The sequence below is a fragment of the Parasedimentitalea maritima genome, assembly GCF_005771405.1.
GTDB lineage: Bacteria > Pseudomonadota > Alphaproteobacteria > Rhodobacterales > Rhodobacteraceae > Parasedimentitalea > Parasedimentitalea maritima.
Genome location: NZ_VAUA01000005.1, coordinates 225,757 through 238,428 on the forward strand (window position 1 = coordinate 225,757; position 12,672 = coordinate 238,428).

Annotated in this window: 14 protein-coding genes, 1 tRNA gene and 1 pseudogene; 8 read left to right on the top strand and 8 right to left on the bottom strand. The window is 54.2% G+C overall.

Annotation, left to right across the window (positions count from 1 at the left end; genetic code table 11):
* Positions 1-158: 158 nt before the first annotated feature.
* Complete coding sequence (locus tag FEE96_RS11635; RefSeq protein ID WP_138163218.1) at positions 159-857, top strand: corrinoid protein; 699 nt, start codon at positions 159-161, stop codon at positions 855-857.
* A 1-nt stretch (position 858) separates the two neighbouring features.
* Positions 859-1,587, top strand: coding sequence for a DUF1638 domain-containing protein (locus FEE96_RS11640; protein ID WP_138163219.1), 729 nt, complete (start codon positions 859-861; stop codon positions 1,585-1,587).
* A 77-nt stretch (positions 1,588-1,664) separates the two neighbouring features.
* On the opposite strand, the gene FEE96_RS11645 is transcribed toward FEE96_RS11640, so the two are convergent.
* Entirely contained in the window at positions 1,665-2,075 is a 411-nt protein-coding gene (locus FEE96_RS11645; RefSeq protein WP_138163220.1) for a SufE family protein, read from the bottom strand.
* Positions 2,076-2,207: 132 nt separating this feature from the next.
* Here FEE96_RS11645 and FEE96_RS11650 point away from each other — a divergent pair, with 132 nt between their 5' ends.
* A complete protein-coding gene (locus tag FEE96_RS11650; RefSeq protein ID WP_138163221.1) occupies positions 2,208-2,729 on the top strand; it encodes a hypothetical protein in 522 nt (173 codons plus the stop codon).
* A 127-nt stretch (positions 2,730-2,856) separates the two neighbouring features.
* Here the strand turns inward: FEE96_RS11650 and rnd are convergent, their stop codons facing one another.
* From rnd to FEE96_RS11670, 4 genes are all read right to left on the bottom strand, one after another.
* Entirely contained in the window at positions 2,857-4,014 is a 1,158-nt protein-coding gene (gene rnd / locus FEE96_RS11655) for a ribonuclease D (protein ID WP_138163222.1), read from the bottom strand.
* Between the two features lie 89 nt (positions 4,015-4,103).
* Positions 4,104-4,703: a phosphoribosylglycinamide formyltransferase gene (gene purN / locus FEE96_RS11660; RefSeq protein WP_138163223.1), complete on the bottom strand. Its 600-nt coding sequence runs from the start codon at positions 4,701-4,703 to the stop codon at positions 4,104-4,106.
* Complete coding sequence (gene purM, locus FEE96_RS11665) at positions 4,700-5,746, bottom strand: phosphoribosylformylglycinamidine cyclo-ligase (RefSeq protein WP_138163224.1); 1,047 nt, start codon at positions 5,744-5,746, stop codon at positions 4,700-4,702. The genes purN and purM overlap by 4 nt, the downstream gene beginning before the upstream one ends.
* 113 nt (positions 5,747-5,859) lie before the next feature.
* Positions 5,860-6,840, bottom strand: a complete 981-nt coding sequence (locus FEE96_RS11670; RefSeq protein WP_138163225.1) for an MBL fold metallo-hydrolase — start codon at positions 6,838-6,840, stop codon at positions 5,860-5,862.
* 118 nt (positions 6,841-6,958) lie between these two features.
* On the opposite strand from FEE96_RS11670, the gene FEE96_RS11675 reads away from it, so the two are divergent.
* Together FEE96_RS11675 and FEE96_RS11680 are read left to right on the top strand one after the other, a co-directional pair.
* Positions 6,959-7,894 carry a LysR family transcriptional regulator gene (locus tag FEE96_RS11675; protein WP_138163226.1) on the top strand — a complete coding sequence of 312 codons (936 nt, stop codon included), beginning with the start codon at positions 6,959-6,961 and terminating at the stop codon, positions 7,892-7,894.
* Between the two features lie 36 nt (positions 7,895-7,930).
* Positions 7,931-8,007: transfer RNA gene (locus tag FEE96_RS11680), tRNA-Ile, on the top strand.
* A gap of 981 nt (positions 8,008-8,988) precedes the next feature.
* Here FEE96_RS11680 and FEE96_RS24100 read toward each other — a convergent pair.
* Complete coding sequence (locus tag FEE96_RS24100; RefSeq protein ID WP_212744763.1) at positions 8,989-9,336, bottom strand: DUF1330 domain-containing protein; 348 nt, start codon at positions 9,334-9,336, stop codon at positions 8,989-8,991.
* Between the two features lie 49 nt (positions 9,337-9,385).
* Between FEE96_RS24100 and FEE96_RS11690 the strand changes: the two are divergent.
* A pseudogene (locus tag FEE96_RS11690) lies at positions 9,386-9,930 on the top strand (transposase); the annotation flags it as partial.
* A gap of 289 nt (positions 9,931-10,219) precedes the next feature.
* Positions 10,220-10,480 (top strand): hypothetical protein, encoded by a 261-nt coding sequence (locus FEE96_RS11695; RefSeq protein WP_138163227.1) that lies wholly within the window; start codon positions 10,220-10,222, stop codon positions 10,478-10,480.
* Positions 10,481-10,667: 187 nt separating this feature from the next.
* On the opposite strand, the gene FEE96_RS11700 is transcribed toward FEE96_RS11695, so the two are convergent.
* Both FEE96_RS11700 and FEE96_RS23470 read right to left on the bottom strand, forming a co-directional pair.
* Positions 10,668-11,189, bottom strand: coding sequence for a DUF4329 domain-containing protein (locus tag FEE96_RS11700; RefSeq protein WP_138163228.1), 522 nt, complete (start codon positions 11,187-11,189; stop codon positions 10,668-10,670).
* A 316-nt stretch (positions 11,190-11,505) separates the two neighbouring features.
* Positions 11,506-12,054, bottom strand: coding sequence for a peptidoglycan-binding domain-containing protein (locus FEE96_RS23470; protein ID WP_171021681.1), 549 nt, complete (start codon positions 12,052-12,054; stop codon positions 11,506-11,508).
* A 107-nt stretch (positions 12,055-12,161) separates the two neighbouring features.
* Between FEE96_RS23470 and FEE96_RS23985 the strand changes: the two genes are divergently transcribed.
* On the top strand, positions 12,162-12,422 hold the full coding sequence (locus FEE96_RS23985; RefSeq protein WP_171021682.1) for a hypothetical protein: 261 nt from the start codon (positions 12,162-12,164) through the stop codon (positions 12,420-12,422).
* The last annotated feature ends 250 nt before the right edge of the window (positions 12,423-12,672 follow it).

The window sequence follows — 12,672 nt, forward strand, 5'->3', positions numbered from 1 at the left end:
AATTCTTCATTATTATTCTGCTATTTTTGCGCCTATACGTCGGTACAAGCCATGGCAATGTCGCAATTATTGCAGTCCGCCAGCGGCCTTTTGGCGCAAATGAACTTAGAACACGGCCACACAGGGGCAGCCCCCCGCCTTAGTCAAGGAAGACACCCATGTCAGAAGAAGAAGACATCATCCTGGCGGAACTGGATGACGAAGAACTTGTCCAGCAGATGTTTGACGATCTCTATGATGGTCTGAAGGAAGAGATCGAAGAAGGTGTGAACATCCTGCTTTCGCGGGAATGGGAACCGTATAAGGTCCTGACCGAAGCGTTAGTTGGCGGCATGACCATCGTCGGAGCTGACTTCCGCGATGGCATTCTATTTGTCCCCGAAGTTCTTTTGGCCGCTAACGCAATGAAGGGTGGCATGGCCATTCTTAAGCCCCTGCTGGCCGCGACCGGCGCGCCGCAGGTTGGCAAAATGGTGATTGGCACTGTCAAAGGCGACATTCACGATATTGGTAAGAACCTTGTTTCAATGATGATGGAAGGCGCAGGCTTTGAAGTTGTCGATTTGGGCATAAACAACCCAGTTGAAAACTATCTCGAAGCGCTGGAACGGGAAAAAGCCGATATTCTCGGGATGTCAGCCCTGCTCACCACCACAATGCCCTACATGAAAGTGGTGATCGACTCGCTGATCGAACAAGGCATGCGTGACGACTATATCGTACTTGTCGGCGGTGCGCCTCTTAACGAGGAATTCGGCAAAGCCATTGGCGCTGATGCCTATTGCAGAGATGCGGCGGTTGCGGTTGAAACGGCCAAAGAATTTGTGGGCCGCAAACACAACCAATTGAGCGCCTAAAATGGCCCGCCGGGGAAGAGCGGCCCGCCTGCAAGGCCGGGTTGCTGTTCGTCCGCCAAGTGAAAGCAAACTGGACGAGAGCAGCCTTACCGAACAGGGTTTGGCTGCTCCTAAACTCAAAACTGGCCGCATCCTACTAATAGCCTGTGGTGCGCTGGCGCGTGAAATTCTGGACATTAAGTCCAATGGTCAATTGGACCACATTGATCTCACCTGCTTGCCAGCCAAGTTACATCTCTACCCTGATCAAATTCCAACTGCAGTTGCCGCAGCGGTGACCAAACATCGCGCTCAGTATGAGCAGATATTTGTGGTCTATGCCGACTGCGGCACTGGCGGCACACTGGCAAGCACCTGCAAAAAACTGGGTGTCGAAATGGTTGCGGGCCCTCATTGCTACTCCTTCTTTGAAGGCAATGAGGGCTTTGGCCAACGAACGGACAATGGCGAAATCACCGCATTTTATCTCACGGATTTCCTGGTAAAGCAATTTGACGCCTTCATCTGGCGGCCGATGGGGCTTGATAAAAACCCCGAATTACTTGAGATGATTTTCGGCAATTACACCACTTTAGTCTACCAGTCCCAGGTCAACGATCCAGACTTGGTGCTACGCGCACAACATTGCGCCGAACGGTTGGGGCTTTCCTTTGAACATCGCCATACCGGTTACGGCGACCTGAAGACGACGCTACACAGTTGGGCGGGATCCGCGTCTTCATCTAGCTGAAAGTATCCTAGGGGTGAATTGGCAGAAGGCCAAGAGGGGGCTAGCCCCCTTCCCCTCTCCCCATTCTAGCCCAGAACTCAGGCGGCCTGGGCCGTAACCTCGCGGATACGCTCGATCATGGCCCGCAATCCGTTTGAGCGTTGCGCAGAGAGGTGATCGTTCAGCCCTAGACGACCCAATTCAGCATTTGCATCTACCCCAGCCACCTGTGCGACAGGCACCCCATTGTACAATGCGCGCAACACAGCGATTAGCCCACGCACAATCATTGCATCGCTGTCCCCATCAAAGGAAAATACATCGCCCTTTACGTTGGGGTGCAACCAGACTTGGCTGGCACATCCGTGAACCTTAGTGGCAGGCACCTTTAGCGCTTCTTCGAGAGCAACCATAGCCTTGCCATAATCAATGACATAGCGATAGCGGTCTTCCCAATCTTCCAGGAATTCAAAATCTTCTACGATTTCCTCAAAAGCGGCGCTGGCCATGTATTAGGTCCGATCGTGTAGCAGGAATGGATAATCCCCGACCTATGCCGACCTCAGTATTTTTTCAACCGCTTTTCATCATGCCCACAATCAGGTAATCCAATGCGAGGACAATTCAAACGGACGGCTTACATGCGCAAATCCATTGCAGTTTTTCTGGTCACCGGAGTTACGCTCGCGAGCTGTAGCAGCTGGCAGGCATCGCGGGTAAATCCCAGCAATTGGTTCGGGGACTCACAGAGCGCAGAGGTGCCGGTTGAAGCCAGCGCAGAGCCGGTAAATCCTCTTATTCCGTCAACTGACAAAGTGCGCCTTTTTGGCAAGTCTGATGCGCCCGCAGAGGATCTGAGTGTTCAAATTGCAGGTGTGACTGGGCTGCAGGTTGAACAAACGCCAACTGGGGCCATTGTTTATGCCACTGGGGTAGCCAGCCGTCAGGGGGCTTATGGCGTTAGATTGCGCCGCAACCTAGATGCTGACGACGCGACGCTCGACTTCAGTTTCAGGGCTCTGTATCCGGCAAATCCAACAGCCGTGGGTAGTGAAACCAGCCGCACAGTACGCGTAGCCGTTAGTTTGACGCATCAGGATCTTGCCGGAGTTAGATTGATTCGGGTCACCAGTGACAGCAACGCGCGCGAAACCCGCCGTTAAGGCAGAGCCGGGTTTGATCTGTCTGTGTGGCTTCGCCGTCAGGTGGAGGTTGCCTTTTCACCTCTCCAACACTGAACAAAAATGGCGCCATCTAGGCGCCATTTAAATTGGGAACACTTCCGCTTGTTCAGAGCTCAACGACCTTAACTGACTGGCCCTTGGCGGCTAAGCCAATTTCACCACCACATAGCCGCAGTGCATCAGCTCCAAAGACTTCTAACCGCCAACCGGATAGAGCTGGAACATCGCGCTGACCAGCTGCAATCGCGTCCAAATCAGAGCTTGGTGCGATCAATTTAGCCGCAACGCCAGCACTCTCGGTTTTGGATTTCAACAACACCCGCAACAGATCAGCCAGCGCCGGATTCACCTGCAGTTTTTCCTTGCTGCGGTCAGGTTTGGGCATTTTGTCAGCAGGACAGTTCACCCCGCGTGCAACCGCTTCCAGGATACCCTCGGCAATTGCACCGCGCCGCGCTTCGCGCAAAAGCAAACGAGATCCACCTAAATCAGAACCTGTCTTTGGCTTGGTTGAAGCCAATTCCACCAATGCGTCATCCTTGTACACCCTGTTGCGTGGAACATTGTTGGTTTGTGCATAATCTTCGCGAAAAGCAGCCAATTCACGCACAACTGCTAGAAATTTGGAGGAATTGGTGCGGGTTTTAATACGGCGCCAAGCATCTTGTGGCTGGATGTCATAGGTGGCTGGATTGGTCAGGACTTGCAGCTCTTCGGTCACCCAATGTGAACGGCCACTTTTCTCAAGCTCAGCGGCCAAGTACTCATAGACCGTCCGGAGGTGGGTTACATCCGCCAGCGCGTAGTTTTTTTGTGCATCACTAAGTGGGCGACGAGACCAGTCAGTAAAGCGCGAGCTTTTGTCGACACCTTCTTTGACAATCTTACGCACCAGAGTTTCATAACCTGCCTGATCGCCAAAGCCACAGACCATGGCTGCCACTTGGGTATCGAACAATGGCTTAGGAAAAACCTTGGCTTCAACCCAGAAAATCTCAAGATCCTGCCGCGCCGCATGGAAGACTTTGACCACCGACTCGTCACGAAACAGCTCGTACAGAGGTTCCAGCGACAAGCCCTCGGCCAGCGGGTCAATCAGCACTGCATTCTCATCGCCCTGCCCGGGAAAGGCGACCTGCACCAGACACAGTTTCGAATAATATGTACGTTCACGAAGAAACTCGGTGTCCACCGTGACATAGGGATGTTGTGCCGCGTCTTTACAAAAGGAGGCGAGCGCTTCGGTGGTAGTAAGAGTTTTCATAAATCGCGTCTTTTCTTAGCTTTTATGCGTTCCAACGGTGATACGCGCTTGAGCGGAGCATTGCAAACTGCACCGCCAGTTGCGCAGTTTCAGCCCAATAAAACGGGGGTTCGATCATTCGCGGCGTAGCGGCGCAGGACCGCCGGGTAGAGTTTGTGCTCTTGCTCCAAAACACGGGCTGCCAGTACGTCTGGTGTGTCGCCTGCCAGCACCGGCACCTTGGCCTGGCCAAGTAGCGGGCCTTCATCCAACACAGCCGTCACCTCGTGAACCGAACAGCCATGTTCGGCGTCACCCGCTTCTAGCGCGCGGGCATGGGTGTGAAGACCGGTGTACTTTGGCAGCAACGAGGGGTGGATGTTGAGCATCCGGCCCTGAAACTGGCTGACAAAGCCCGAGGTCAGCACCCGCATGAAGCCAGCCAGACAGACGATGTCGGCACCGGATTCAAGGATTGGCTTGACCAGTTCAGCCTCAAACGCCTGGCGGTCACCCTTGAACGGGCGGTGGTCGACAACGGCGGTGGCCACACCAGCCTCGACGGCTTTCTTAAGCCCACCAGCGTCGGCATTGTTGGACAGCACCAGACAGGGACGCGCTGGATGATCGCCGGTCATACTATTGACCAGCGTCATCATGTTGGAACCGCCACCCGAAATCAGGATGGCGACCTTTTTGTGTCCGCTCACAGAAATTTGCCCGAATAGCGCATGCCAGCGCCCGCGGTGACTGTGCCCAAACGCGAGACTGTTTCGCCTTCGGCAGTCAGCAGTTCGGTCAGTGCGTCAGCCTGATCAGCCGAAACAGAAAGGATCATGCCAATGCCACAGTTGAAGGTTTTCAGCATCTCGGATTCTTCAATGTTGCCGGTCTTGGCCATCCACTGGAACACGCCGGGCAGTTCCCAGGCGTTCAGGTCGATGTCGGCGCCCAGATCATCGGGCAATACACGCGGCAGGTTCTCGGTCAGGCCGCCGCCAGTGATGTGGGCCAGCGCATGAACGCCCCCTGCCCGCACAGCGGCCAGACAGGATTTTACGTAAAGACGTGTTGGGGTCAGCAGAACCTCGCCCAGTTTACCGTCGGCAAATGGGCAGTCGTCGTCCCAGCCCAGACCGGAGACTTCGACCAGACGACGCACCAGTGAGTAACCGTTGGAATGCACACCATCCGAGGCCAGCCCAAGCAGCACGTCGCCTTCGGCCACATCCGCAGGCAGCGCGGTACCGCGCTCCATTGCGCCGACTGAGAAGCCTGCTAGGTCAAAGTCGCCCTTGGGATACATGCCCGGCATTTCAGCGGTTTCGCCACCGATCAGCGCGCAGTTTGATCGCACGCAGCCTTCGGCGATGCCTTCGATGATCCGTGCTGCGGTTTCCATCTCAAGTTTGCCAGTGGCAAAGTAGTCAAGGAAGAACAGTGGTTCAGCGCCTTGGCAGACCAGATCGTTGACACACATGGCCACCAGATCGATGCCAACGCCGTCAACCACACCGGTATCAATTGCGATCCGCAGCTTGGTGCCCACGCCATCGGTGGCGCCAACCAGGATCGGATCACTATAACCTGCGTCTTTGAGGTCGAACAGCGCGCCAAAGCCACCCAGCCCGCTCATCACGCCCGAGCGGTTGGTGCGTTTGGCGGCCGGTTTGATCCGGTCTACCAGCGCGTTGCCTGCATCAATATCCACGCCTGCATCTGCATAGGTCAGGCCGTTTTTGCCAGTGATCATCGCCGGGCTCCTTGGTATGAGTTGCGCAGCCTTTAACGCAACGTCCACAAGAATGAAATAAGCGATTCCGCCGCGCCCCTAAAACAAGGCGCAGCGGGTGTTATTTTCGCCCTTTAGAGGGCGTATTGCCAGGGTGCCGCCTGATAGCGGTATGCATCGCCGTCACGATGTACGCGACCAAGGCCGGGGAAATCGATGTGTGCGCCGGTGACGAGCAAGTTGTCGGCTGCGGCGCGATCCATCAGTTTTCGCCGCGTCTGGGCGGTCTGAACTGGGTCCATATCGTAGACAATGGTCATATCGGGGTGGGTGAATTGCAGGCCAGTCATGTGAATGACATCCCCCCAGAACAGGAGCGATTCATCACCAGAGTTCAGCATGTACCCGGTGTGACCCGGCGTGTGGCCCGGCAATGCCAATGACGTAAAGCCCGCAGCAACCTCGCCCTCGCCTTCGATCAGCTTTAGCCGGTTGCGGTATGGCGATGTCGTGTTGCGCGCCATGTGAAAGAACGGCTTGTTGCCATCGGGTACTCCGGCAAGGATGCTGTCGTCATACCAGAAATCCCACTCGGTTTTGGACACCGCCAGTTCGGCATTTTCAAACACGGCTTTGCCCTCGCCATTAACCAGCCCGCCGCTGTGATCGGGATGGATATGGGTTAGCAGTACGGTGTCAACGTCACTTGGCTGCACACCAACCGCCGCAAGCCCGGACTCTAGTTTGCCCAGTGTCGGCCCCATCAACTGAGCCGTTCCAGCATCAATCAACGTCAGCCGACCGCCCGAATTGACCAGGTAGCCGTTCACCGGTATTCGCAGAGAACCATTCACCATTGGCTGCATATTCTTAACCATAGCCTCTGCGGCCTTAGCTTCGTCAAGATCATTAATAAGCTCAGTCCCGAAATCTAGGTGCCCATCCAAAAGGGCTGTGACCTCGGCGTCGCCTACGGTGAAACGGTAGATGCCTGGCACCTGTTGGCCTACTTTAGGCGCAGAGGCACTTGCCAGATTGGCGGTCGCAGGAACAATGGCAGCAGCAGCGGGAAGAGCAGCGGCGCCTTGTAAAAAATGTCGGCGGTTGATTGTCATAATAGGCTCCAATACCTAGGTCGTGATCATCGTCGTGACGCAGAGGTAGTCAGCCATCAGGCCAGCCAACAGTCACGGATTGGCGATACCGGGTATTAGCAACGCTTATAGGGGCAACATGGATCGTCTTGGATTACTGGAAACCTTTGCCTGCGCAGTGGACGAAGGCAGTTTGAACCGCACCGCCAAGCGGCTTGGGATAACCCAGTCGGCTGTCAGCCAGCAGATCAAGCAGCTGGAAACCCTGTTTGGCGAACAGCTGCTGCATCGCACATCCAAAGGGGTTCAGACCACGCGAGCTGGTGAGTTGGTTGTGGGACATGCGCGGTCGATCCAATCGGGATTTGAGATCTTGCAGACCGAACTGACCGATATGAAAGAAACGGTTTCGGGCACCTTTCGCCTCAGTGTCAGTAACATTCTGGGGCGTGCGATTGTTGGCCCGATGCTGATTGATCTGGGCACCCCCTACCCCGACCTGAACATCGTGATGAAGCTGGAGGACCGGCTGGTTGACGTGGTGCGCGAGGGCTATGACCTAGCCATTCGATCGGGGCGCTTGGGCGACACCGATGGCTTTGGTCGCAAGATCGCGGCGCTGAAAACGGTGCTGTTTGCCAACCCCGCCTATCTGGACAAGGTCGGCCGCCCCGAAACGATTGAAGATCTGATGCGTCTGAAAATGGTTCAGCACAATGAAGACCAGACCCAGGGGTTCATTCCGATCATCAAGGATGGCAAGGAAATCCAGGCCCCTGTTCGTGGCGGGTTTACGGCTGATGATCCGGACTTGATCCTGCAGGCGGTGAACAATTGCACCGGTTTTGCCCGTGCGCCTCGGTTCATGATAGCCGTGGAATTGGCCAATGGAACCTATGAGCAGGTGCTGCCAGCCTATTCCAATCCCGATAAACCCGTTTTTGCCGTCTACCCCACCCGCCACGCAGCGGGCCGAGGCCACGACATCATTCTGCAAGGTGTGGTTGACAGGCTGGAGGCGATTCAGGCGGAATTTCAGCAGGTTCACCCACGCCCCTATGCAATCACCGCTTGACCTGCTGCGCAGCATTGCATAACCACCAGAAACGGCGGGCCTGTAGCTCAATTGGTTAGAGCAGAGCGCTCATAACGCTTTGGTTGCGGGTTCAAGTCCTGCCGGGCCTACCAAATTTCCGCCTGAGCCTTTGATTTCAAGCGAGACATCTTGCGCGACGCCAAGAAAATTACAAATTATTTCAACGTGTTAAAAAGCCTTAAACTCTGTAGCTTTTGCGTCTCCACCTGAAAATACCTCCCCCTTTCTTCGCCAAATCTACGAACAATCCATGTTCCATGCTATAGAGCGAAACTATGATCACGAAGTAGGTTCGACGCAGCCTCATAGAGCTATGAGGCTGCGCCAACAAAACTACGGACAAGCATATCTGAATCAACCAAATCGTTCTGGCCCCAAACTACAACCCAGTGATCAAAGTGTCTTATGCCTGATTCGCTTTCCTTAGCTGACTCGGTAGTGATGGGCTTTACTGCCCCGTTAGGAATCCTGAGCAAATAAGGGGCGCGTAAGGGGGAATTTTTCTTTTTTTGAAGCAAATCTATATTTGTGCTACACCTACGATATGCAATTACTCCTTTGACAAGGGTGACTATGTTCATTCAACACCTCCAAAACTGGAAAGACCTGCGCTCGGAGCGTCGAGCAATGCAAACGCCAGTGAAAAAAACGAAAGCATCGAAACCAGCTGGCTGGTGGGTACTTTGGGCCGCGCTCGGGGGAGTCCTATTTTGGGGATCGGTTTTGTACTGGTTATTGACGTAATTAAATAACTCGAAGGTGGCGGTTCAAATATTCTATAAGAACAGCCCCTCCTGACAAACACGTAAACCAGCCCAAAGATTGTAATGCTGCCAAACCGCAATATTTGCAAAGGGTGGTTGTTGTCATTCCCATGGACCAATCCCACACCAAATTAGGATGCAGCGAATTCCCTAGCTCCGCTCGTTTGTTTTGATCCATTGGAGCTGTTCAAAGCACATGTATCATTCGACTAACGTAGCGATCGCAGCAAACCTGTCAGACTGTTCGAGGCCATCTCCAGGCGCCAAAATGCTCTCTTGTATTGAGTTGTTTCCCGAACTGCCAAAAGTTTAAAACACTTCAACTAGGTCTGAAAGTAACCGGAATTCACAACATACTCTGTCTCTGAGTGACCGGGTTGTCACAGTCGCGAGACCATCTTTAATTTTGTCCCGCAAATTGGAGAACTCCACCATTTCAGGTGAATGGTAGAACTCCGATACAGCGACAAAGGTCTCGAACTTGTAGACCACCATATTGGAATGGATCGAATTGCCCTTTAGTGGTTCGATCCGGCAGGAGACTAACAATTCATCGCCATATTTTTCAACTATGGGAAGAGACAATGGGCCAAGCTCGCCAACACGCGATCCGTCGATGTTATTATAGTGATGCAGAACATATCCGGCTATGTTGATGCCCCCCTAAGTCTTTGGACATTCAATGCTGCCCGACTATGGGCTGAAACTCCTGGACGATTACAGCCGCTACATCATCTCGTGGAAACTCTGCACCAATATGAGGACTGAAGATGTGACCGATACGTTGGATCTCGCGTTGCAGGCGTCAGGATGTGATCAGATCCACGTCGTTCATAAGCCACGCCTGCTTAGCCCCTCTCGGGATCATGCTGCGCATGACCCTGCCGGGCAATGGATAACGGATCCAGCTACGTCTCGGGCGATCTGGCTGAGTGGTTGCAGGACAAGGGCATGAAGCACTCACGCGGAGCGCCGTATCACCCTCAGACACAGGGCAAGATCGAACGTTGGCATCAAACCTTGAAGAACCGCATCCTGCTGGAAAACTACTTCCTACCCGGTGATCTCGAAGCCCAGATCGAAGCCTTCGTCGACCACTATAACCACCAGCGCTACCATGAGAGCCTGAACAACGTCACACCTGCCGACGTCTACTTCGGACGGGACAAAGCCATTCTACAACAACGAGAAAGGATTAAACGAAAGACCCTCGAAGCGCGCCGCTTACATCACAGGCAACGCGCCGCATAATCAAACCAACCAGATGAGCCAAACTCTCACTTAGTTTAGGCCACTTTTGGAACCAGAAACTCTGCCGACGCACAATGCCGTTATCCGACATTACCGGAATGAATCCAGATAACCGCTCTCTGCTGGTTATTGATTGTCTCTTAAATCAAGTATCTTATTGCCACCGGTTCTTCTGTTGGCCTAACCTTTCGGCCAGGCCCCTGTACATGGGACTTTCAGTGCACAGGCTATTAACGACTGCCAAAAAGTGGCCACTTTTAGATGCCAGTCTAAAACCGGAGCGAACCAGATGAATCTTGAAAAACTATCAAATCGCGTCACCCAAGAACTGGAAGCAGCCCTTGCCGCTGACCTTCCTGAGGCGGAGCGGGAAGAAATTTTGGACATCGTCCGACGAGCTATGCTTGACTCTGCACAACGCACACATCGCGAGATGAAAGAAACCGCGGTCGTTTGTTGCGGCCCAGAAGCAGACCTTGCTCACAAGATCCAGGAACAAATGGAACAAAAGCGCAGTATGCTGGTCGCGAACCTGATGGCTATGCGGTGACCCTACAGCAATGTAGCCATCCATAGACCTGCAATACTCACAGTTTCCATCATTGACGGAACAGATATCCATTTCCTTCACAACGTCGAAATTAAGCGCGGGCCCGACGTCCTTCAGACAAATGGCCCTGAACATCTGTTGTGTTGTCTAGCCAAGCCATCCTCTTCCCTGGTTGGACAAGATCGGGTTAATCGCGCGCATCCAGATCTGACAGGGTATATCGCTGTTTGACCGGCCCCCATTGGCCGGGCACGAAATCCGGATCGGAAGGCAGGCAATCTAGGCCACACAGCTGGCGCGCGGTTCCCGATTGCCCATCAATAAACCACAACCGCCCACCCGGAGTTGCGACATATCCGTCCAGCCCCTCTTCCATATCGGCAATCACATCACTGGCGGAAGGCACTTCGCTGTCGGCGTCCTCGTCAAACCCTGCATGAGTGTGATAGCTGGCAATCAGCTCTATCGCACCGCGGGGATCTCTTGGCAGACAGGAATCACGCCGTCCTTTACGCGCTGCCGAAGCGATAAGCCCCCCCGCTTCCGTCAGTCCAATAATACCGCAATATTCCCGATTTGCCGCTATCGAACTGGCTTGAAGGCCAGCCAAAACTTTGCGGGCAAAAGCCTGTTCTGAACGCGATTGCGCTGGTGACCAACTGGGTACCATCACGGTTAGAAACATAGCCGCGATCAAATTAACCAACATTCTGCCGCAGGAGGTCTTCTTTGCGGGTATAGAACAATTTCGGGGCAAGCGAGCGATCCTTTTTGTTTGCGAATTAAATTTTCAATATTCACGCAAAAGCAAAATGTGCGCTTTTGCCCCAATTCCAACATTCGCCCACCAACAGCTGCCATGCGCACCGAACAATCATTCACTATTCCTGATTGGAATGTTCTATTTGCATATCAGCGAAGGCTGTTGAGCGTGGACAGATTGATCAATTGAGTAGAGCTTATACACCAACTCCACACCGATCTTTGTCTGATGCAGATTACGCGGGTCTGCATCAGATTGCCTTTTAGTTTTGCGACTCTTCAACCGGAGGGCTTTCACCGTCGGTTGGAACCGCGTCCTGATCACCGGGTGTTGTGCTATCCGGTTGGGTTTCAGGTGCTGCGGAAGGTTCTTCAGCATCGTTCGGTGATGTTTCTGACAAACCCTGTTCCACCGGAGGAGCAGCACTTTCTGCAGAACCAGGTACATCATATCCGAGCAATTGAGCTGTTGGGGGATCGATCAAACCGGTCGATTCAAGCCCATTGTCATACTGCAACCACATGACAGCGGTTTCAGTACCACCGCCAAAGACACCATCAACGCCGCCAACATCGTAGCCAGCGCCAACCAGACGGTTTTGCAGTTCACGGACCGTATCGCCACGTGTCAGTGGATCAGTCAGACCCATGCCAACAACAGATTGGGGTGCCCCCTCCTCTGCTGGCGGATCCGAAACAATCTCATAGACCTTTTCGTCCTCATAAAAGGTCGAACGATACAGGACCCCATCACACAGATATAACGTTTCGCCGTTTTCTGTGACCTTCTGGCACTCCTGATCGGAAGGCAACGAGGTTGTATAGACCAGCGTCGACCCAACAATGGCCGCAGTAAAGAACCACCCCCAACCCGGATTATAATGATAAGGGCCGTAGTGGTAATGTGGCGGACGGTGATATGGAGGCGGATAATAAGGTGGACGATAGGCTGGTGGACGATACCCTGGCGGACGGTATCCGGGTGGACGCCCCCCGATTGGCGGACGGGTTCCAGGTGGACGTGTTCCAGGAGGACGGTGGCCAGGCGGCCGGGCACCAGGAGGGCGTGACCCCGGGGGACGTGCACCTGGGGGACGAACACCAGCCGATGGACGGGTGGAAGGTCGTTGTCCTGCAGATGGCCTGCTGGGCGCAACTACAGGGGGTTTCGCTGGCCTAGTCGAAGGCTGCGTAGAAGGACGTGTACCTGTTGAAGGCCGGGTACCCGTAGAGGGCCGTGTACGCGGAGACGGGCGCGTGCCAGCAGATGGACGGGTTCGCGCACCGGAAGGCCGTGTTCTAGGAGCCGCCGAAAACCCGCCGCGGCTACCGCCAGATGGTCGGGCCCTACCACCGCCGCCCCGATTTCTGGCATCAGCTGCATCTGTGCTGGGGGACAATCGCATCACACTCTCTGGGGATGTCCCAAC

Coding starts and splice junctions, on each gene's coding strand:
- FEE96_RS11635 (WP_138163218.1), top strand. CDS start 159: ATGTCAGAAGAAGAAGACATCATCCTGGCGGAACTGGATGACGAAGAA.
- FEE96_RS11640 (WP_138163219.1), top strand. CDS start 859: ATGGCCCGCCGGGGAAGAGCGGCCCGCCTGCAAGGCCGGGTTGCTGTT.
- FEE96_RS11645 (WP_138163220.1), bottom strand. CDS start 2,075: ATGGCCAGCGCCGCTTTTGAGGAAATCGTAGAAGATTTTGAATTCCTG.
- FEE96_RS11650 (WP_138163221.1), top strand. CDS start 2,208: ATGCGCAAATCCATTGCAGTTTTTCTGGTCACCGGAGTTACGCTCGCG.
- rnd (WP_138163222.1), bottom strand. CDS start 4,014: ATGAAAACTCTTACTACCACCGAAGCGCTCGCCTCCTTTTGTAAAGAC.
- purM (WP_138163224.1), bottom strand. CDS start 5,746: ATGATCACTGGCAAAAACGGCCTGACCTATGCAGATGCAGGCGTGGAT.
- FEE96_RS11670 (WP_138163225.1), bottom strand. CDS start 6,840: ATGACAATCAACCGCCGACATTTTTTACAAGGCGCCGCTGCTCTTCCC.
- FEE96_RS11675 (WP_138163226.1), top strand. CDS start 6,959: ATGGATCGTCTTGGATTACTGGAAACCTTTGCCTGCGCAGTGGACGAA.
- FEE96_RS11695 (WP_138163227.1), top strand. CDS start 10,220: ATGAATCTTGAAAAACTATCAAATCGCGTCACCCAAGAACTGGAAGCA.
- FEE96_RS11700 (WP_138163228.1), bottom strand. CDS start 11,189: ATGTTGGTTAATTTGATCGCGGCTATGTTTCTAACCGTGATGGTACCC.
- FEE96_RS23985 (WP_171021682.1), top strand. CDS start 12,162: ATGGAGGCGGATAATAAGGTGGACGATAGGCTGGTGGACGATACCCTG.